This is a genomic window from Nocardia sp. NPDC056952 (genome assembly GCF_042674185.1).
Lineage (GTDB): Bacteria > Actinomycetota > Actinomycetes > Mycobacteriales > Mycobacteriaceae > Nocardia.
In genome coordinates, this window is record NZ_JBHURA010000009.1 from 222,740 (window position 1) to 241,606 (window position 18,867).

Annotated in this window: 20 protein-coding genes; 12 read left to right on the plus strand and 8 right to left on the minus strand. The window is 68.1% G+C overall.

The window, feature by feature from the left end; translation table 11 throughout:
* Positions 1–18 precede the first annotated feature (18 nt).
* Both ACFTS5_RS27275 and ACFTS5_RS27280 read left to right on the plus strand, forming a co-directional pair.
* A complete protein-coding gene (locus ACFTS5_RS27275) occupies positions 19–585 on the plus strand; it encodes a hypothetical protein (protein WP_378636297.1) in 567 nt (188 codons plus the stop codon).
* A gap of 83 nt (positions 586–668) precedes the next feature.
* Entirely contained in the window at positions 669–1,793 is a 1,125-nt protein-coding gene (locus ACFTS5_RS27280; RefSeq protein ID WP_378636298.1) for a hypothetical protein, read from the plus strand.
* 22 nt (positions 1,794–1,815) lie between these two features.
* Here the strand turns inward: ACFTS5_RS27280 and coaA are convergent, their stop codons facing one another.
* The gene (coaA, locus tag ACFTS5_RS27285; RefSeq protein WP_101465876.1) at positions 1,816–2,748 is read right to left on the minus strand and encodes a type I pantothenate kinase; all 933 of its coding nucleotides are present in this window, start codon (positions 2,746–2,748) and stop codon (positions 1,816–1,818) included.
* A gap of 199 nt (positions 2,749–2,947) precedes the next feature.
* Between coaA and ACFTS5_RS27290 the strand changes: the two genes are divergently transcribed.
* From ACFTS5_RS27290 to ACFTS5_RS27305, 4 genes are all read left to right on the plus strand, one after another.
* Positions 2,948–4,159, plus strand: coding sequence for a DUF885 domain-containing protein (locus tag ACFTS5_RS27290; RefSeq protein WP_378636302.1), 1,212 nt, complete (start codon positions 2,948–2,950; stop codon positions 4,157–4,159).
* Positions 4,160–4,316: 157 nt separating this feature from the next.
* The gene (gene glyA / locus ACFTS5_RS27295) at positions 4,317–5,612 is read left to right on the plus strand and encodes a serine hydroxymethyltransferase (RefSeq protein ID WP_101468461.1); all 1,296 of its coding nucleotides are present in this window, start codon (positions 4,317–4,319) and stop codon (positions 5,610–5,612) included.
* Positions 5,613–5,737: 125 nt separating this feature from the next.
* Positions 5,738–5,950: a hypothetical protein gene (locus ACFTS5_RS27300; RefSeq protein WP_378636305.1), complete on the plus strand. Its 213-nt coding sequence runs from the start codon at positions 5,738–5,740 to the stop codon at positions 5,948–5,950.
* Positions 5,950–7,248 (plus strand): hypothetical protein, encoded by a 1,299-nt coding sequence (locus ACFTS5_RS27305; RefSeq protein ID WP_378636306.1) that lies wholly within the window; start codon positions 5,950–5,952, stop codon positions 7,246–7,248. The genes ACFTS5_RS27300 and ACFTS5_RS27305 overlap by 1 nt, the downstream gene beginning before the upstream one ends.
* A gap of 6 nt (positions 7,249–7,254) precedes the next feature.
* On the opposite strand, the gene ACFTS5_RS27310 is transcribed toward ACFTS5_RS27305, so the two are convergent.
* Complete coding sequence (locus tag ACFTS5_RS27310; RefSeq protein WP_378636309.1) at positions 7,255–8,238, minus strand: LLM class F420-dependent oxidoreductase; 984 nt, start codon at positions 8,236–8,238, stop codon at positions 7,255–7,257.
* Positions 8,239–8,272: 34 nt separating this feature from the next.
* Positions 8,273–9,454, minus strand: a complete 1,182-nt coding sequence (locus ACFTS5_RS27315) for an FAD-dependent monooxygenase (protein WP_378636312.1) — start codon at positions 9,452–9,454, stop codon at positions 8,273–8,275.
* A gap of 109 nt (positions 9,455–9,563) precedes the next feature.
* Here ACFTS5_RS27315 and ACFTS5_RS27320 point away from each other — a divergent pair, with 109 nt between their 5' ends.
* Together ACFTS5_RS27320 and ACFTS5_RS27325 are read left to right on the plus strand one after the other, a co-directional pair.
* Positions 9,564–10,277: a TetR/AcrR family transcriptional regulator gene (locus ACFTS5_RS27320; protein WP_378636314.1), complete on the plus strand. Its 714-nt coding sequence runs from the start codon at positions 9,564–9,566 to the stop codon at positions 10,275–10,277.
* Positions 10,278–10,321: 44 nt separating this feature from the next.
* Positions 10,322–10,741 (plus strand): limonene-1,2-epoxide hydrolase family protein, encoded by a 420-nt coding sequence (locus tag ACFTS5_RS27325; protein ID WP_378636316.1) that lies wholly within the window; start codon positions 10,322–10,324, stop codon positions 10,739–10,741.
* 1 nt (position 10,742) lies between these two features.
* On the opposite strand, the gene ACFTS5_RS27330 is transcribed toward ACFTS5_RS27325, so the two are convergent.
* On the minus strand, positions 10,743–11,015 hold the full coding sequence (locus ACFTS5_RS27330; protein ID WP_378636318.1) for a hypothetical protein: 273 nt from the start codon (positions 11,013–11,015) through the stop codon (positions 10,743–10,745).
* Positions 11,016–11,321: 306 nt separating this feature from the next.
* On the opposite strand from ACFTS5_RS27330, the gene ACFTS5_RS27335 reads away from it, so the two are divergent.
* From ACFTS5_RS27335 to ACFTS5_RS27345, 3 genes are all read left to right on the plus strand, one after another.
* Positions 11,322–12,716 carry a PhoH family protein gene (locus ACFTS5_RS27335; protein ID WP_378636321.1) on the plus strand — a complete coding sequence of 465 codons (1,395 nt, stop codon included), beginning with the start codon at positions 11,322–11,324 and terminating at the stop codon, positions 12,714–12,716.
* A 182-nt stretch (positions 12,717–12,898) separates the two neighbouring features.
* Entirely contained in the window at positions 12,899–13,525 is a 627-nt protein-coding gene (locus tag ACFTS5_RS27340; protein ID WP_378636324.1) for an esterase, read from the plus strand.
* Between the two features lie 96 nt (positions 13,526–13,621).
* Positions 13,622–14,476 carry an acyl-ACP desaturase gene (locus ACFTS5_RS27345; RefSeq protein ID WP_378636326.1) on the plus strand — a complete coding sequence of 285 codons (855 nt, stop codon included), beginning with the start codon at positions 13,622–13,624 and terminating at the stop codon, positions 14,474–14,476.
* 53 nt (positions 14,477–14,529) lie between these two features.
* Here ACFTS5_RS27345 and ACFTS5_RS27350 read toward each other — a convergent pair whose 3' ends face one another.
* The 3 genes from ACFTS5_RS27350 to glpX all read right to left on the minus strand — a co-directional run bounded on the left by ACFTS5_RS27350 (position 14,530) and on the right by glpX (position 17,933).
* Positions 14,530–15,930 carry a class II fumarate hydratase gene (locus tag ACFTS5_RS27350; protein ID WP_378636329.1) on the minus strand — a complete coding sequence of 467 codons (1,401 nt, stop codon included), beginning with the start codon at positions 15,928–15,930 and terminating at the stop codon, positions 14,530–14,532.
* A gap of 86 nt (positions 15,931–16,016) precedes the next feature.
* Positions 16,017–16,859 (minus strand): patatin-like phospholipase family protein, encoded by an 843-nt coding sequence (locus ACFTS5_RS27355; protein ID WP_378636331.1) that lies wholly within the window; start codon positions 16,857–16,859, stop codon positions 16,017–16,019.
* A 30-nt stretch (positions 16,860–16,889) separates the two neighbouring features.
* Positions 16,890–17,933, minus strand: coding sequence for a class II fructose-bisphosphatase (gene glpX, locus ACFTS5_RS27360; RefSeq protein WP_378636334.1), 1,044 nt, complete (start codon positions 17,931–17,933; stop codon positions 16,890–16,892).
* A gap of 127 nt (positions 17,934–18,060) precedes the next feature.
* On the opposite strand from glpX, the gene ACFTS5_RS27365 reads away from it, so the two are divergent.
* Positions 18,061–18,630, plus strand: a complete 570-nt coding sequence (locus ACFTS5_RS27365; protein ID WP_378636336.1) for a DUF4245 domain-containing protein — start codon at positions 18,061–18,063, stop codon at positions 18,628–18,630.
* Positions 18,631–18,632: 2 nt separating this feature from the next.
* Here ACFTS5_RS27365 and ACFTS5_RS27370 read toward each other — a convergent pair.
* On the minus strand, positions 18,633–18,867 hold a 235-nt coding region (locus ACFTS5_RS27370), incomplete at its 5' end, for a hypothetical protein (RefSeq protein ID WP_378636337.1).

An 18,867-nucleotide genomic window follows, 5' to 3' on the forward strand; every position in this document is an offset into this window, starting at 1 on the left:
TCGCGTACTCTGCGGTCAGTGGAACCCGACCAGCCTTCTTACATCAGCTATGAGGAATTCGGCAGGCGTTTCCTGGAATACGCCGTCTCCGAGCAGCGCATCGCCGACGCGTTCGGCCAACTCACCGGTGCCGCTTTCGATTTCGGGCCCATCGGGGTGGGGCCCGGTCGGCTGGCGAAGGTCACCGCGCAGGTGGAGCTCGGGCAGCCACGAATCCTGCGTTTCGTCGACGCGTTCATCTCCTTCGAACTGACCATCCCGTTGCGCGTGGATCTGGTTCTCGATCTGGCGGTCGACCGGTCGCGTTTCCGGGTCGACGGCACCGTGCATCTGCATCTCACCGCGCGCACCGCCGACCCGTTGCGGGTGGTCATCGATATCGCCGAGCCGCGTCCGGGCGATGTGCGGGTCAATGTCGCCAGCAGCTCCAAGCGCGGTGAGTTGCTGCGGGTGCTGGCCAGCGTCGACCACGAGATCCGCCGGTTCGTCGCCCGGTACGTCGCACAGGAGATCCGCAAGCCCGAGATCGCGGCGGTCCGCAATATCGACGTGGCGACCAGGCTCGACGCGGCCTGGAAGTTGTAGCGGAGTAGACCCGATCCGGCGCCACCCCCCGCTAGGCTGCTGCGCGAGACCGGGCCCGACGACACATTGCAGGGGTGTGAGCTGTGGGAATTGCGACGAAGGCGAGCGGGTGGCGGGCGCGGATCGTGGTGCTCGGCGCCGTGTGCGGTGCCGTGGCGGTCGTCGCTGGCTGCGGTGGGGTCGACCAGCCCGCGCCGCCGCGACTGACGCCCGCCGAGGAGCAGGCCGCGAAGGGTGCGGTGTTCGCCTATCGCACCGACGCCGAGCTGGCGGTGGTGCGCGGCGCCGAAACCGTGCGGGCACCGGGCAGTTTCGGCTATTCGTCGGCCGCGGTGATGTTCACCAGGGACGGGCGATACGCCTTCGCGGTGGAGACCAGCAGCAAGACGCTCGTCGCGTTGGGGGTGCGGGACCGGTCGGTGACGCGCATACCGTGTGACTGCACCGACGCGGTGGCACTGCGTGGGTCGGTGGTCGGCTGGTGGCGGGAGCCGGGCGAGATCATGAGCATGGACCTGGCCGGTGCCGAACCCGCCGCGGCCGAACGGGAGATCGTCCTGCCGGATTCGCCGAGCCCGCTGACCGGTGGCGCGTGGGACGGGGCCAAGCTGGTAGCGGCCACCGACGAATTCGTGCTGCTGGCCCGGGTCGAATCGCGCGGCCTGTGGTGGGAGAAGAGCCACCTCTACGCGATCGGCGCCGATGTCATCCTGCCGCTGGGTCGCGTGCCGGGCATCGACGCCGGACTCTCGGCCGCGGCCGGCCCCGATGGGCACACCTTCGTGCTGGCCGGGGCGACAGCGCGCAGCGCGACCTGCGGCAGTGGCAATGTGGCGACCATCGACGCCGCCACCAACGGCGTCCGGGCCCTGCCCACGCTGCCGGGTGAGTGCTCGGCGGCCTACAGCCCGCGCTGGACCGCCGACGGCTCGATCACGATCGCCACCCGCAAGTGGGCCGATGTCCTGGGCGCGCCCAGCATGGTCGACCGGTTGCAGTCGGCGGCGCAGGGGTGGGCGCCGGTCGGGGAGTACCCGGTGGTCGACATGCTCCCGCACACGCAGGAGTCGGTGATCGAGGTGGTCGCCGGTGAGCCCACCGACGCGCGCGGCACACCGCACGGGGTGTTGGTCGTCCACAAGGGCGATGCCCGTGAGGAATTGGCGAAGCAGGTCGTCTCGCTCGGTGCGCCGACGGCCACCGGCTGAGCGGTGTCGGGGCGCGGGCGGATCAGAGCTTGCGCAGCCGCAACCTGTTGATCGTGTGGTCGGAGTCCTTGCGCAACACCAGGGTTGCGCGGGGGCGCGTCGGCAGGATGTTCTCCACCAGGTTGGGCCGGTTGGTCGAGTGCCAGATATCGCGCGCGGCCGCGGTGGCCTGTTCGTCGTCGAAGGCCGCGTAGTGGTGGAAGTGCGCGTCGGGGTCGGCGAAGCCGGTCTTGCGCAACGCGAGAAAGCGCTGCACGTACCAGTTCTCGATGTCCTCGATGCGGGCGTCGACATAGATGGAGAAGTCGAACAGGTCCGACACCATCAGTCGCGGACCGGTCTGCAGCACGTTCAGGCCCTCGACGATGAGAATGTCGGGCTGGCGCACACAGTGCTTCTCGTCGGGCACGATGTCGTAGGACTTGTGCGAATACACCGGCGCGCACACCTCTTCGGCGCCCGACTTCACCTCGGTGACGAATCGCAGCAGCTTGCGCCGGTCGTAGCTTTCCGGGAACCCCTTGCGGTGCATGATGCCGCGACGAATGAGTTCGGCTGTGGGATAAAGGAATCCATCGGTGGTCACCAGGTCGACCCGGGGGTGGTGATCCCAGCGCGCCAGCAGCGCCTGGAGCACGCGCGCGGTGGTCGACTTGCCGACCGCGACACTGCCCGCGACACCGATCACGAACGGCACCTGCTTGTCGGGATGTTTCTCGCCGAGGAAGGTGGCGGTGGCGGCGAACAGCCGCTGCCGGGCCGCGACCTGTAGATGGATCAACCGGGCCAGCGGCAGGTAGACCTCGGCGACTTCGTCGAGGTCGATCTGCTCGCCGAGACCGCGCAGGCCGGTCAGCTCGTCCTCGGTCAGTACCAGGGGAGTCGACTTGCGCAGTGTGCGCCACTGGCTTCGATCGAACTCCACATAGGGGCTCGGTTCACTCATCCGTGCCACCTACCCGACCCTCCGTCCGGGCGCATCCGCACAGCTTGGCTGCCCGTCTGGTGAGATCCGGGATAACTCTGACCGCATAGCGAGATTGTGCTCCGTGCTCGCTGCCCGCGCGCAACAGGGGGTTTGGCTACCGGTCGGTAACCAGCGACAACACCGAGGTAAGACGCCATTTTCCGATCGACCACGTAATGTCGGGCGGATGGGGTCACATCCACTTGTCACCGAATACCTGCGCCTTGGTTTGGCTTTCGATCGCCTCGAAGAGGGGTTCGTCGACGCCTACACCGGCGATCCGCAATTGCGCCGCGATATCGAGAACGCGCCCGTCCCGGTGCCCTCGGAGCTGGCCCGCCGTGCCGTCGATCTGCGCGCCGCCCTGCCCGATGCCGGGCTCTCGGCTCAGCGCACCGAATTCCTCGATGCCCACCTGGTGGCGATGGAGTGCTCGGCCCGCAAGTTCGCCGGTGAGCAGATCGGCTTCGTCGACGAGGTCCGCGCCTACTTCGACGTCGACATCGCACCGGGCGACCCCGACGACTATCGGGAGGCGCACCGGCAGATGGACGAGGTGCTCGGCGGCGACGGACCGCTGGCCGAACGCGCCGCCGCCTACCGCCGCGGTGACGAGATCCCCCCGGAAAAGCTCGCTACCTGTGTCGAAGCGTTCTCGAGTGCGCTGCGGGAGCGGGTACGCGAACGCTATCCGCTGCCCGACAACGAGCACGTCACCTACGAGGTGGTCGGCGACAAGCCGTGGTCCGGGTTCAACTACTACCTGGGCAATTTCGCCTCGACGGTCGCGATCAACTCCGACCTCAAACAGCACATGGGCAACCTCCCCGCGCTCATCGCGCACGAGGCCTACCCCGGTCATCACACCGAGCACTGCCGCAAGGAGGCCGGACTGGTCGCGGCGGGCGAGGACGAGCAGACGCTGTTCCTGGTCAACACCCCGCAGTGCCTGATGGCCGAGGGCCTCGCCGACCTGGCCCTTCGGTCGATCGTCGGACCCGGCTGGGGCGTCTGGGCGCAGGAGATCTACGCCGACCTCGGCCTTCGTTTCGACGGTGAACGGGCCGAACGCTTCTCGACCGCGTCGGCGAAACTGCTGAACGTGCGTCAGGACGCCGCGCTGCTGCTGCACGACCAGCATCGCAGCGAAGACGAGGTGGCGCTGTTCCTGCAACGGTGGATTCTGGCGACGCCGGAACGGGCGCGGCAGTCGCTGCGATTTCTGTCCTCGCCGCTGTGGCGGGCCTACATCAGCACCTATGTCGAGGGTTACCGCTTGCTCGGTGGGTGGCTCGACGGTGCGGCCGGTGCCCAGGATCGGGTCGAGCGGTTCGGGCGTCTGCTCGACGAGCCGCTGACGCCGGGGGCGATCCGGCGGATGAGTGTCGCTACCGGCTGACGGCGCACCCGCCGGGGTTGAACAGCGAGTTCGCCTGTTCGACGACTATCGAACCTGGTCAGACGGGCTGTGACCCCGGTCTCTCCGGTAGCGGCCGGGACGGTGTTGCGGTATCCCCGTGCTCGGCGCGCACACGGTCGGCAATAGACTCGACGGCGTGACGCAGACGACCGCTTCGGTGAATACCCAGTCTCTCGGTGAGCTCGATCCCGAGTTGGCCGCCGCGATGGCGGGCGAGCTCGCCCGCGAACGCGACACCCTCGAGATGATCGCTTCGGAGAACTTCGTGCCGCGCGCGGTCCTGCAGGCGCAGGGCTCCGTCCTCACGAACAAGTACGCCGAGGGGTACCCGGGCCGCCGCTACTACGGCGGCTGCGAGGCCGTCGACGTGGTGGAGACCCTGGCTCGCGACCGGGCCAAGGAGCTCTTCGGCGCCGAATTCGCCAACGTGCAGCCCCACTCGGGCGCGCAGGCCAACGCCGCGGTGCTGATGGCGCTGATGAACCCGGGCGAGACCCTGTTGGGTCTCGACCTCGCGCACGGCGGTCACCTCACCCACGGCATGCGCCTGAACTTCTCGGGCAAGCTCTACGACGTCCACTCCTACGGTGTGTCGAAGGAAGACCACCGGATCGACATGGACGAGGTGCGTGACATCGCACTGAAGGCCAAGCCGAAGGTGATCGTCGCCGGCTGGTCGGCCTACCCTCGCCACCAGGACTTCGCCCGCTTCCGGGAGATCGCCGACGAGGTCGGCGCCTACCTGTGGGTCGACATGGCGCACTTCGCCGGCCTGGTCGCCGCCGGTCTGCACCCCTCGCCCGTGCCGTACGCCGACGTGGTGTCCTCCACCGTGCACAAGACCCTCGGCGGCCCCCGCTCCGGCCTGATCCTGGCCAAGCAGGAATTCGCCAAGAAGCTCAACTCCGCGGTGTTCCCCGGTCAGCAGGGCGGCCCGCTCATGCACGTGATCGCCGCCAAGGCCGCCGCGTTCAAGATCGCCGCCACCGAGGAGTTCGCCGACCGTCAGGTTCGCACCCTGTCCGGCGCGCGCATCCTCGCCGAGCGTCTGACCGGCGCCGACGTGAAGGACAAGGGTGTTTCGGTCCTGACCGGCGGCACCGACGTGCACCTGGTCCTGGTCGACCTGCGCAACTCCGAACTCGACGGTCAGCAGGCCGAAGACGTCCTCCACGAGGTCGGCATCACCGTCAACCGCAACGCCGTCCCGTTCGACCCTCGCCCCCCGATGGTCACCTCGGGTCTGCGCATCGGCACGGCGGCCCTGGCCACCCGCGGTTTCGGCGACACCGAGTTCACCGAGGTAGCCGACATCATCGCCGCCGCCCTGGCGGGCACCTCCGACGTCGACACCCTGCGCGGCCGGGTGTCGCGCCTGGCCCAGAGCGTCCCGCTCTACCAGGGTCTCGAGGACTGGCGCCTGCTCGGCTGAGCCGGAAACTTTCGCCCGATGGCCCCTGTCAGCTCCATGCAGACAGGGGCCATCGTGTTGTCGGAACACACAAAGTTCCGGTGAATCGCATACGGGCCTAATGGAATAGGGCATGGTCAGTCCGTATGGAATATCGACGTGCGCTGGCGCGTGAGGTCGGCGGGGAGGTGCACGCGTTCGAGTTGCTCTCCGAGGCCGAGGCCAGGGAGCTGATCGAACTGTTCCGCGCCGCGCGGGCCAACGAGGTGCGGGCGCTGCGCCGGGCGATCGACGCCGCGCTCACCGCGATGCCCGCTCCGCTGCGTAAGGTCTCGCGCAAGATCCTCTTCGGCAGCTGATGATCGAAACCGAACTCGAAGCTCAGACACAGCTCGTGGTACTCGCGCGCACGCTGAAAGTGCCGCCGCAGCGCCTCGCACCGCTGGCCCGTCTCGGCGCGGTGCACCTGTCGGCGATTCAGCAGCAGATCCTGCGCGCACTACACGCCGAGCACGCGGACACCTTCCGCCGGGTCAGCCCGCTCGTGCCGATCTTTCCGGTGGGTGTGGGTGTCGCGCTCTTCGAGCGGGTGGTGCCGCCGGTGCTCGCCGCCCGATTCCTCGGCGCGGTCGGCGTCAAACATCCGCGCAAGTGCGCGCAGGCGCTGTGCGCGGTCGATGCCGTCTACGCGGCCGACGGAGCGCCGTACCTGGACCCGAATGTCTTCGAACAGCTGATGCGATACGGCAGGCCGGAGCCGATCACCCTCATCATCAACGAGCTGTTGCGGCGTCGCGACTACGTGACCGCCGCGCGGTTCCTCTCAGTGGTGAACGAGCCGCTGATCGCGGCATTGGAGCAGACCGTCCTCGATGACGCGGGCTTGGTCTTCACCGCCGCCTACGCGTACCCGGCGCACACGCTGAGCCGGATCGTTCGGCAGTTGCTGGCGGGCCCACGCCAGCGGGTGCCGGGCATGCTCCACACCGTCCTGGCAGGCCCACCCACCCTGCATCACGCGATGCTCGCCCTGTTCTGCAAGGTCGACCCCGATATCGCGGGCACCCTCGGCGACATCTTCTTCGGCCGCGGCACCGCACACGAGGTCGGCCGATTCCTGCTCACCGCGGTCAACCGGAACGCCTCGCCCGCGCTGCTCACCGTGATCGGCAGACTCGATCCTGTTGCCCTGTGGGCCTTGTCGACGAACCCGCAATTCGCGAACACCGACGTACTCGGCGCGCTGGTCCGCTCGCTGGACGGCAAGGACGAAGCCGACCCGTGGCGCGGGCTGTTCGCCCTGTCCGCCCGCCTGAGCGAACCGGCCCGCCGCCACATCGCCGCCACCCTCGCCGAACTCGACGAAACCTCGGTAGCCGCCCTGCCCGCGCACGCCACCGACGCCACCTACTGGCCCGCTCTGCTGCAACTACTCGCCGAATCCGAACCCGCCGCCCAGTCCCGAGTCGCCGCGATCTGGTCGCGCCTTTCCCCCGAATGGCAAGCGGGCATCGAACGCCACATCCACGAAAACCGCTACGACACCCGCCTGAGCCGGATCACCGACGCCCTCACCACCGTCACCCCGGAAGAAGTCTTCTTCCGTCGCCGCCAGCAGAACCGTCAGCGAGGAGAAGACCACTTCGCGTCGTGGTGAGCTCGCTCAGTGCACCAGCGGGCTCAGGGTGCGGCCGATCCGGTCGATGACGCCGGGCTCGTGGCCGTTGGCGATCAGGTTGATGATGACGCCGTCGATGCCGTGGTCGAGGACGCGGGCCTGGATCTGTTCGGCGACTTCGTCCGGGGTGCCGGCGAATTGGCGGTCGGCGACGGTGGCCCGGCGTTCGGCCTCGGTCAGGGTGGACAGGTCGACGCCGAGGCGCGACAACATGTCGGCCTGGGTCTTTCGGGCACGGTCACCGTCTTCGTCGACGATGGTCAGCGCGAGGAAGCTGGTTTCGAGGGTGGCGGGGTCGCGGCCCGCCTCCTCGCACCGCTGGTGCAGGGCGTCGAGTTTGCGGGGCAGCTCGGAGGCATTGCAGATGATGTTGAGGTGATCGGCGAAGCGGGCTGCCATGCCGAAGGTCTTCTTCTCGCCGCCACCGCCGAGCAGAATCGGCAGGTCGTCGCGGATGCGTGGCTCGTTCATCGCGTTCTCGGTGTGGTACCACTTTCCGTCGAAAGTGGAGCGCTGCCCGCGCAGCATCGGCGTGATGATCCGCAAGGCCTCGTCGAGCCGCTCGAACCGCTCGGTGAAGGTGCCGAATTCGAACCCGTACTGCTGATGCTCCAGCTCGAACCACCCCGCCCCGATGCCGAGCACCGCGCGGCCACCGCTCACCACGTCGAGCGTGGTGACGGTCTTGGCCAGCAGGGCGGGATTGCGATACGTATTGCCGGTGACCAAGGCCGACAACTGAATTCGCTCGGTCGCGGTAGCCAGACCCGACAGCGCCGAGTAGGCCTCCAGCATCGGCTCCTCGGGCTCGCCGATCAACGGCAGCTGATAGAAGTGATCCATCACGAAAGCGGCGTCGAACCCCGCGCCCTCCGCCTCCCTGGCCTGCGCGATCACCGCGGGAAACAGCTCACGCACCGAGGACGTGTTGCTGAAGTTGGGCATCTGATAGCCGAGTCGAATGCTCATGTCGCCGACCCTATGACTTGGAGTGCACTCCAAGTCAAGCGCTACACCCGACCAGCTGCGGGTAGTCGATCAGATCGATGTCGTTGGCGGCCTTGTCGCCGTATTTCATCATGAGGGTGAAGAAGCGGGAGCCGAGGAACCAGTTGCGGGCCTTGATGCCCAGGGCGGTCTTGGGCGCGAGGAAGGGGCCCGCGTTGCTGTTGCCCGCGATTTTGGCGTAGCGCTTCATGATCCGGTCGTAGTTGGCGAAGGCGGTGACGTGATCACCCGCGGCGGAGGCCAGTTCGCCCGCGAGGACGTAGGCGCCGACGACGGCAAGGCCGGTGCCGAAGCCCGCCAGGGTGTTTCCGTAGGCGGCGTCGCCGATGAGGGCGACGCGGCCGCGGGTGTAGGTGCCGTTCATCCGGACCTGGCTGATCGAGTCGAGGTAGATGTCGTCGAATTCGGCCAGATCGGTGAGCATGCGGGGGGCCTGCCACGCCATGTCGGCGAAGGTTTCGGTGATGATGCGGCGCTGGGCGTCGACATCGTTGCGGGGGTAGTCGAGTTCACCGGCGGCGAACATGTACATCTGCTGGGCCTTCGGGCCGCCGTCGATGGCGAGTTTGCCCGGGGTGTTGTGGGCGGCGCCTGCCGCTTTGTCACGGGGCGTGGCCGCGTCGCTCCAGCGGCTCGCACCGGCGACGCAGTAGTAGTAGCCGAGGTGGGCCACGTAGTCGGCTTCGGGGCCGAACGCCAATCTCCGCACCCGCGAATGGATGCCGTCGGCGCCGAGGACGAGGTCGAAGGTGCGGGGCGGGTTGTGCTCGAACCGCACGGCCACACCGTCGCCGGTGTCGCGCAGGTCGGTGACGGTGTCGCCGAAGAGGTACTCGACGGTGTCGGCGGTCTTGTCGTACATGACCTCGGCCAGGTCGCCGCGCAGGATCTCCAGGTCGCCGCCGGTGAACTCGCCCGACATCACGCCGAGCTCGCGCCCGTTGTCGTCGACGAAGACCAGGTCGGTGGTACCGGTACGCCGGGCCCGGACCTCGTCGAGGATGCCCATCCGCTCGAGCACGGTCAGGTGGGTCTTGCCCTTGAAATCCACCGCCTGACCGCCCGCCCGCAGCGCGGGGGCGCGTTCGACGACGGTGACGGAGAAGCCGTAGCGGTGCAGCCAGTAGGCGAGGGCGGGGCCGGCGACGCTGGCGCCGGAGATGAGGACAGTACGCATGACGCAACTCCTGAGAATCTGTGTCCGATGGAATCTGTATCCAGTGGATGCAGATGAGAGTATGGTAGACACAGTTTCACGTCAAGACGATTCTCGAGAGGATGGGCAGATGCCGCCGCCGACCACCGTCGAGCTGTTGTGGGGGACCACGCAGCGCCCCAAGCGCGGGCCCAAACCCGCCCTCACTCTCGACGGGATCGTCGCCGAGGCCATCGCGCTCGTCGATGCCGAAGGGCTGTCCGCGCTGTCGATGCAGCGACTGGCGCAACGCCTCGGCTTCACCAAGATGTCGCTGTACCGATATGTGCCGGGCAAGGAGCAGCTCACCGCGCTGATGCTCGACGCGGCGATGGGTGAACCGCCGAAGGCCGCGGGCGCGCAGCAGAACTGGCGAACCGGCCTCCGCGATTGGGTCGAAGCGCTCTTCGCTCGCTACCGCGCGCACCCGTGGTCGATCGAGCTCACCCTCGGCGTGCGGCCCCTCGGCCCGAACGAGATGGGCTGGACCGAGGCCGCCCTCACCGCACTGGCGGGCACCGGGCTCTCCGGCTCGGAGCGGCTGGACACGATCGTCCTGCTCAACGGCCACGCCCGCAGCCTGGCCCAGCAGGTCTCGTCGATGAGCGGGGACGGCGAAGTGCAGTTCACCGAGCAGTTCGCCGAGATGATGACCGCGGCCTCTGGTCGCTACCCCGAGGTGCGGGCCGCCTTCGCCGAGGAAGCCGCCGCGCCGGCGGGCAAGGGCGGAGCCAACGACGCCCTGCGTTTCGGTGTCGAACGCATCCTCGACGGTCTCGCCGTCCTGATCGATCAGCGAAACTGAGCTGACCCCTGGCCCGAGCGCGATCGGCACCCTAGGCTCATCGCATGACCGACCAGCCGGAACTGCCGGAGCCCGCTGTCACCATCGTTCGCGAGTTCTTCAACGCACTCGAGCTCAGCGCGGTCGACGAGGCGCTGGATCTGCTCGATCCCGCGATCGTCTGGAAGAACGCCTCGCTGCCGACCGTGCGCGGCAAGAACCGGGTCGCCGCGTTGTTGCGCGGCTTGGATCGGCCGAAGCTCGGGTTCTCCGCGGAGATCCACCACATCGCCGCCGACGGCGACATCGTGCTCACCGACCGCACCGACTACCTGCACGTGGGCCCGGTGCGCATCGGCTTCTGGGTGAGCGGCACCTTCGAACTGCGCGACGGCCGAATCGTGCTGTGGGACGACCACTTCAGCAAGGGCAACGTCCTGCGCGGCGCCGTTGTCGGCGTGGTGAAGGCGATCACCGGCCGCTGAGCTATCCGTGCTTGCGCAGGTACTCCAGGTAGGTGGGGCGCAGCACATCGGCCAGTTTGCCGTCGCCCGCGTGGAAGTAGTCGTCGAGCATCGGCAGCACGTACTTGATGTCGGCCGAGCTCTCGCCGAGGTCGCCCGCCTCGGCCTGGGCCGCCGGAATCGACTTCAGCAGTTCCCACAGGAACTTCACGTCGCCGTGGCGCACGGCCGTCTTCACCGCGCGATCGTGCAGTTCCTTCGACGACAGCTTCTCCAGATCCTGGTCTTCGGCCATGTCATCGACTCTAGCCCTCGGTGGCGCACACGTGCCGGATCCGCCGCGACAGTGCCGGTTAACGACAAATTCACGGACACGTGTGCCGGTCCAGCAGCGCGGCTACGAATTCGGCGGTAGCGTCGGTGATGCGAGTCGCGTCGGTGTGATTCGTACGGGAGGTCCTGACCGTGACTGAGCTATTCAGTGCGAGAGGGCCGGCACCTGGCCCTCGGGGCGGTTGACTCAGCGTCAACGCCCACAAGGACGGACCGGTCCAGCGAGATCGTTCGCACGGGTGCCGTGCGAACACATAAGGAGCCCACCGTGACTGCTGCACGCTCCGTTTCCGCTTCCGCGAAGCACACGGCCTCGGCCTCGGCCTCGAGCAATTCGGCCTCGAAGAAAGGGGCTCGCCCCTCACGTTCCGGTCGCAAGACTTTCGTCGTAGACACCTCTGTACTCCTGTCGGATCCCTGGGCCGTCACCCGGTTCGGGGAACACAGTGTGGTCCTGCCCCTGGTCGTGATCAGTGAGTTGGAGGCGAAACGGCACCACCACGAGCTCGGCTGGTTCGCCCGCGAAGCGCTGCGCATGCTCGACGACCTGCGTGTGCAGCACGGCAGGCTCGACCAGGCACTGCCCATCGGCACCGACGGCGGCACCCTGCAGGTAGAGCTCAACCACACCGATTCGTCGGTGCTACCCGCCGGATTCCGTTCCGACACCAACGATTCCCGCATCCTGGCCTGCGCGCTGAACTTCTCGGCCGAGGGCGAGGACGTGGTGCTGGTGTCGAAGGACATCCCGCTGCGCGTCAAGGCGAGCGCGGTCGGCTTGTCGGCCGACGAATACCACGCGCAGGACGTGGTGACCTCCGGCTGGAGCGGGATGGTGGAACTCGACGTCGTGGGCGCGCAGATCGACCAGCTCTACACCGATTCGGTGATCGACCTCGACGATGCGCGAGAGTTGCCGTGCCACACCGGTGTTCGGTTGCTGGGCAGCAGCTCGAGCGCACTGGGCCGGGTTACCGCCGACAAGCGGATCCAGCTGGTCAAAGAGCGGGAGGCCTTCGGGCTGCACGGGCGTTCGGCCGAACAGCGCATCGCCCTGGATCTGCTGCTCGACGAGAGCATCGGGATCGTGTCGATGGGTGGGCGCGCCGGTACCGGCAAGTCGGCCTTGGCGCTGACCGCCGGACTCGAGGCGGTGCTCGAGCGGCGCACCCAGCGCAAGGTGGTCGTGTTCCGGCCGCTGTACGCGGTGGGCGGGCAGGAACTGGGCTATCTGCCGGGTTCGGAGAGCGAGAAGATGGGCCCGTGGGCACAGGCCGTCTTCGACACGCTCGACGGGCTGGCCAGCCGCGAGGTGCTCGAGGAGGTGCTCAGTCGCGACATGCTCGAAGTGCTGCCGCTGACCCACATTCGAGGGCGGTCGCTGCACGATTCGTTCGTGATCGTCGACGAGGCGCAGTCGCTCGAGCGCAATGTGCTGCTGACGGTGCTGAGCCGCCTCGGCACGGGTTCTCGGGTGGTGCTCACCCACGATGTCGCCCAGCGCGACAATCTGCGGGTCGGCAGGCACGACGGTGTGGCCGCGGTGATCGAAAAGCTCAAGGGGCACCCGCTTTTCGCGCACATCACGCTCACCCGCAGCGAGCGCTCGCCGATCGCGGCGCTGGTCACCGAGATGCTCGAGGAGTACGGACCGAACGCGTAATCGTCGGCAATCGGGCCGCGTCGCGGCCGGAATCCGTTTGATTACCGCAAACAGTGGGTAATATCCGCTCCGACACCAATCCAGCAACGGCTCGGCGAACACTGTTCCGCCGGGCCGTTGCGGATGTCGGCCAGGCTCCATTCCGGGGGCACCCCCGGGGGGCCACTCGCGAGAGGATGGATATGAACCACTTCGCTCGACGTACTGCTGCCGGGAGCGCCGCGGTCCTGGCCGCGGCGGGTCTGCTGCTCGCTGCCGGCTGCAGCGATGACGACAAGGACAAGGCGAACGACGCCGTCGCCTCGGTGACCTCCGCGATCGGAGCCCCTGGTGGCAGCGCCACCACCGAGCCCGGGATGGGCGGGATGACCACCACCCCCGGTTCGGAAACCACCTCCGGTTCCGAGACAACGTCCGGCGCGGCCACCACCAGTGGAGCGGCAGGCGAATCGACCACCGTCTCCACCCCGAACGGTGACATCGTCATCGCCGGCGAGGTGTACAAGAAGTACATGGCGGCCGGCGGCGCGAGCAGCCCGCTCGGCGCACCGGAAGAAGCCCAGGAATCCGGCCCCGACGGCGGCGAGTACCAGGACTTCACCGGCGGCACCATCTACTGGAGCAAGGATTCCGGCGCCCATATCGTGTGGGGCGACATCCGCGAGACCTGGGAAGAGAACGGCGGCGCCAACGGCACGCTGGGCTACCCGACCAGCGACGAGAAGGACATCCCCGGAGGCAAGCAGAGCGACTTCACCGGTGGCACCATCACCTGGGTCAACGGCGAGACCACGGTGACCCCGAAGTAGTCGGGCCCCACGTCAGCGTCGCGCTCCGCCCCGGCGCGGGGACCCGGTTCACCCCGTAGGTCCCCGCGCTTGCGCACGAGGTACTAAGTTGTCGGGGTGCAGAAAACTTTGACCGACCGCGAGCTGCTGGATTCGCTCGCGGACGAGGTGGAAATCAACCTGCGTCGCCATATCGAGGTGGCCGACGGCTGGCAGCCGCACGAGCAGGTGCCGTGGTCGGACGGGCGCAACTTCGCCTTCCTCGGTGGCGAGGACTGGACCCCGGAACAGTCCGAGCTCAGCGATACCGCCCGGCTCGCGCTGACCGTGAGCGTCCTGGTCGCCGACAATCTGCCCTCCTACCACCGTGAGCTCGGCAAGCACCTACGCACCGGCCCCTGGTGGCGCTGGGTCGGCCGGTGGACGGCGGAGGAGAACCGCCACGAGATCATGATCCGCAACTACCTCATGCTCACCCGTGCGGTGGACCCGGTCGCGCTCGAGCGGGCCCGCATGCAGCACATGACCGACGGTTTCAACCGCCCCCCGATGCACCTGATCGACGTGCTGGCCACCTGCGCGTTCGAAGAGGCCGCCGCCGCGATCCGTCATCGCAACACCGCCGCGATCGGCGAGAACCCGATCGTCACCGCGATGGCCGAGAAGCTGGCCGCCGACGACGAACTGCAGGCCGAGTTCTTCGCCGTGCTCGTCGCCGCCGCCCTCGACCTGGTTCCCGATCAGGCAGTGCGCGCGATCGCCGATCGGGTCGCCGACTTCCGGGTGCCGCACGTGGATCTGCCCGGTGGCGGATCCAGTGACGAGGCGCTCGCAGAGGCGGGCATCTACGACCCCGCGAAGGAGGGCGAGCTGGTGTTCAAGCCGCTGCTGCAGCGCTGGAACATCTTCTCCCGCACAGACTTCAGCGACGAAGGCGAAAAGACTCGCGCGGAACTCGCGCACCTGGCCTGATCGTGCACAGCGAACGGCCGTCACCTCCTGCGAGGTGACGGCCGTTCGGCGTTTCAGCGGTCGACGTCGGCCATCGCCAGCACGTCGAGCTTGCGATCGAGCTCTTCGAGCGAGAGCTTGTCCGGGACGAGCCCGCGGTCGATGACGGTCTGGCGGATCGTCTTCTTCTCGCGCAGCGCCTGTTTGGCGACCGCGGCCGCTTCCTCGTAGCCGATGGCCGAGTTGAGCGGGGTGACGATCGACGGTGACGATTCGGCGAGGGTCCGCAGGTGCTCCTCGTCGGCGACGAGCCCGCTCACACACTTGTCGGCGAACAAGCGAGAAACGTTGGCCAGCAGGCGAATCGACTCGAGCAGGTTGCGAGCCATCACGGGAATGTAGACATTGAGCTCGAACGCCCCGCTCGCCCCGCCGAAGGCGATCGCCGCGTCGTTGCCGACCACCTGCACCGCCACCTGCGTCACTGCCTCGGGCAGAACGGGATTCACCTTTCCTGGCATGATCGAGCTACCCGGCTGCAGGTCCGGCAGCTGCAATTCGCCGAGCCCGGTCAGCGGGCCCGAACCCATCCAGCGGATGTCGTTGGCGATCTTGGTCAGGCTGACCGCGATGGTGCGCAGCGCACCGGAGGCCTCGACGAGTCCGTCCCGCGCGGCCTGGGCCTCGAAATGATCATGCGCTTCGCGCAGCGCGTCGATTCCCGTGGTACGTACCAGTTCCGCGACGACCTTCGCGCCGAATCCGGCGGGCGCGTTGAGACCGGTGCCCACCGCGGTGCCGCCGATCGGCAACTCGCCGAGGCGGGGAAGCACGGACATCGCGCGTTCGATACCCGCGGCGATCTGCCGGGTGTAGCCGCCGAATTCCTGGCCGAGCGTCACCGGCACCGCGTCCATCAGGTGGGTGCGGCCCGACTTCACCACGGTGCGCCACTGCTGCGACTTGTCGAGCAGAGCCAGGCGCAGATGGTCCAGCGCGGGAACGAGTTCGGTGATCACGGCCTCGGTGGCGGCCAGGTGCGTCGCGGTGGGGAAGGTGTCGTTGGAGGACTGCGACATGTTCACGTCGTCGTTGGGGTGCACGCTCACCCCGTTACGGGCGGCGATCGAGGCGATCACCTCGTTGGCGTTCATGTTCGAGCTGGTGCCCGAACCGGTCTGGAACACGTCGATCGGGAACTGGTCGTCGTGCTCACCGTTCGCGATCTCGCCCGCCGCGGCGATGATGGCATCGGCCTTCACCGGATCGAGCAGGCCCAGATCCTTGTTGACCTGCGCGCACGCGGCTTTCAGCAGGCCGAGCGCCCGGATCTGGGCGCGCTCGAGTCCCCGCCCGCTGATCGGGAAGTTCTCGACGGCCCGCTGTGTCTGCGCCCGCCACAGCGCGTCGACAGGGACGCGAACCTCTCCCATGGTGTCGTGCTCGATCCGGTACTGCGCGTCGTCGTCAGCCATAGTTCGACCCTAGGACGAGAACACCGCGAATGGTGGCCACACACCAGCGCGAAATCCCACATCCGCGGCAGGAATACTCGCCGGACTCAGTCGGTGGGCCAGACCGCGCACACCTCGTCGGCGAAGTCCCTGGCTTGGGTGTGACCGGCCAGTGCGGCGCCGTGTACGCGCTGCGGGTCGAGCTCGTTGGGGCCGATGGCCTTGCGCGCTGCTTGATCCGGATGGATCACCGTGACCCTGGCCGAGCCGAGGTGGGCGAGCTGGGCGGAGATCTTCCCGCTGCGGCGCGGGGTGAGAATATTGGACGCGAGGCCGACGATCCGGTCGTAGCCCTTCGCTAGATCCAGATTCAGCGGGGAGCGGACCCCGCCGTCGAGGTAGTGGTGCCCGTGACACGACGCCTCCGGCCAGGCGAACGGGATCGCGCAACTGGCGTTGACCGCCTCGGCGAGTGAGACGTCGCTGTCGCGGTCGAAGACCTTCAACACGCCGGTATCGGCGTCGACCGCGGTGATCCACAGCGGCTGTGTCGGCCACGCCTTCTCGGGCAGGCGTGAGGACACCGCCGCCAGCCGCAGCACGGGGTCGATCGTCGACCTGCCGCGCGAAGCGTTCGCGACCCGGCGTGCCGCGCTGGTCTCGCTGGGCGCGGTGCCAGCGACGAACGCCCACTTGGCCAGCTGCTTGACCGAGAGCCGGTTCGGGATCTCGGCGTTGAGCCGCCCCAGCTGCCGCTTGTAGAGCTCGTCGGTCGACAGCGTGCTGCGAATTTGCGCCCCGACGACCGCGCCCGCGGAGGTGCCGATCACCAGATCGGCCGACCGCAGGTCCACCCCGGCCTCGGCCAGTCCGGCGATCATGCCGATCTGCCAGCCGATACCGGCGATTCCGCCGTTGCCGAGGACCAGGGCGGTGCTGGGCGCTGCCATAGTTCGACTATAGGGACGCCCAGCCCCGGATCACGGTAGCGGCGGGTTCGCGCTGTCGTCGCCGTCGAAGTCGACCGAGGAGTACTCGCGCAGCTTCGTCAGGCGGTGGTAGGCGTCGATCATGCGGACGGTGCCCGACTTGGACCGCATCACGATCGACTGGGTCGACGCGCCGCCGCCGTAGTAGCGCACGCCGCGCAGCAGGTCGCCGTCGGTGACGCCGGTGGCGCAGAAGAACACGTTGTCGCCGGAGACCAGGTCGGTGGTCGAGAGCACCCGGTCCAGATCGTGGCCCGCGTCGATCGCCTTCTGACGCTCTTCGTCGTCCTTCGGCGCGAGCATGCCCTGCAGCTCGCCGCCGAGACAGCGCAGCGCGGCGGCGGCGATGATGCCCTCGGGGGTGCCACCGATACCGACCAGGATGTCGACGCCGGACTCGGGACGCGCGGCGGCGATGGCGCCGGCGACGTCACCGTCGGAGATGAGGCGGATGCGGGCGCCCGCGTCGCGTGCCTGCTGGATGGTGTCCTCGTGGCGGGGACGGTCCAGGATGCAGACGGTCAGGTCGGACACCGACAGCCGCTTGGCCTTGGCCACGCGGCGGATGTTCTCGCCGATCGGGGCGGTGATGTCGATCGAGCCGGCGGCATCGGGGCCGACGGCGATCTTGTGCATGTAGAACACCGCGGACGGGTCGAACATGGCGCCGCGCTCGGCGACCGCGAGCACCGAGATGGCGCCGGGGGAACCCTTCGACATCAGGGTGGTGCCGTCGACCGGGTCGACGGCGAAGTCGACCTCGGGGCCGGTGCCGTCGCCGACGAGCTCACCGTTGTAGAGCATCGGCGCTTCGTCCTTCTCGCCCTCGCCGATGACGACGATGCCCTTCATGGACACCGAGCTGACGAGCTGACGCATGGCGTCGACGGCCGCGCCGTCGCCACCTTCCTTGTCGCCACGGCCGACCCAACGGCCACTCGCCATCGCGCCTGCCTCGGTGACGCGGACCAGCTCCAGTGCGAGGTTGCGATCGGGTGCCTCGCGGCGGCTGGGGACGGGCGAGGTGGGCGTCATTGCGGAGTGCCTCCTTGGCGTTGGTGATACGGGGGCATTGTCGCATTTCGAAACGGCACGCTCGTGCACGACCTCCTGCGATGACCCCTGGGCGGCCTGGTCAGGGGTCGAGTGGATACTGGTAGCCGTGGCACAGACCAAGCACCGCATCTTCAACGACTACCGCGATCTGTTCTGGTCGTTGATCCCGTTGGTGCTGGCCGCGGTGGTATTGGCCGGGGTCGCGAGCCAGTGCACGGTGGCGACGAACGGCCCGACGCAGGGTCAGATCCCGCATTTCGATGCCGACGCCGCGCTGAGCTCCGACGCGAAGACCCTGTCGTTCCCGATCCGCAAGCCGGCGTTGCCGCAGGGCTGGGTGTCGAACTCGGGCAGCCGCGACACCATCGCCACCACGGGTGGCGGTGCCGTGAGCACGGTCGGCTACATCACTCCACAGGGCACCTACATGCGGTATTCGCAGACCGATGCCTCCGAGGAGGCGTTGTCGCGCCAGGAGCTCGGCTCCCGCTATCCGACCGGAACGCAGGAAGTGGCCGGGCAGAAATGGGTCGTCTACTCCGAACCGACCGAGGAAACCGGCTGGATCGCCGACCTCGGCGGCGTACGGATCCTGATCACCGGTGCGGGCAACGAGGCCGCCTTCACCACCCTCGCGACGGCGATCACGGCAGCCCAACCGCTGGCGAAGAAGTAGCCTCAGCTGAGCCGGTAGGACCAGCCGCTGTTGGGCAGCGCGGTCGAGGTGGCGATGGAGTCCTCGGCGTCGTCGGACTTGCCCTGGGCCAGGAGGCCGTAGGGATCGAATGCGCGTTTGGCGGCAGCCTCTTTCGGGCCCCACGGCTTCATGCCGCCCGCGCCGAGGACGGGTGTGTGCGAGTTCGCGATGAACAACCCCGCCCGCTGCAACCGCTCGGTGGTCGCCGCCAAGTGC

Coding starts and splice junctions, on each gene's coding strand:
- ACFTS5_RS27290 (WP_378636302.1), top strand. CDS start 2,948: ATGGGGTCACATCCACTTGTCACCGAATACCTGCGCCTTGGTTTGGCT.
- ACFTS5_RS27300 (WP_378636305.1), top strand. CDS start 5,738: ATGGAATATCGACGTGCGCTGGCGCGTGAGGTCGGCGGGGAGGTGCAC.
- ACFTS5_RS27305 (WP_378636306.1), top strand. CDS start 5,950: ATGATCGAAACCGAACTCGAAGCTCAGACACAGCTCGTGGTACTCGCG.
- ACFTS5_RS27310 (WP_378636309.1), bottom strand. CDS start 8,238: ATGAGCATTCGACTCGGCTATCAGATGCCCAACTTCAGCAACACGTCC.
- ACFTS5_RS27315 (WP_378636312.1), bottom strand. CDS start 9,454: ATGCGTACTGTCCTCATCTCCGGCGCCAGCGTCGCCGGCCCCGCCCTC.
- ACFTS5_RS27320 (WP_378636314.1), top strand. CDS start 9,564: ATGCCGCCGCCGACCACCGTCGAGCTGTTGTGGGGGACCACGCAGCGC.
- ACFTS5_RS27325 (WP_378636316.1), top strand. CDS start 10,322: ATGACCGACCAGCCGGAACTGCCGGAGCCCGCTGTCACCATCGTTCGC.
- ACFTS5_RS27330 (WP_378636318.1), bottom strand. CDS start 11,015: ATGGCCGAAGACCAGGATCTGGAGAAGCTGTCGTCGAAGGAACTGCAC.
- ACFTS5_RS27340 (WP_378636324.1), top strand. CDS start 12,899: ATGAACCACTTCGCTCGACGTACTGCTGCCGGGAGCGCCGCGGTCCTG.
- ACFTS5_RS27350 (WP_378636329.1), bottom strand. CDS start 15,930: ATGGCTGACGACGACGCGCAGTACCGGATCGAGCACGACACCATGGGA.
- ACFTS5_RS27355 (WP_378636331.1), bottom strand. CDS start 16,859: ATGGCAGCGCCCAGCACCGCCCTGGTCCTCGGCAACGGCGGAATCGCC.
- glpX (WP_378636334.1), bottom strand. CDS start 17,933: ATGACGCCCACCTCGCCCGTCCCCAGCCGCCGCGAGGCACCCGATCGC.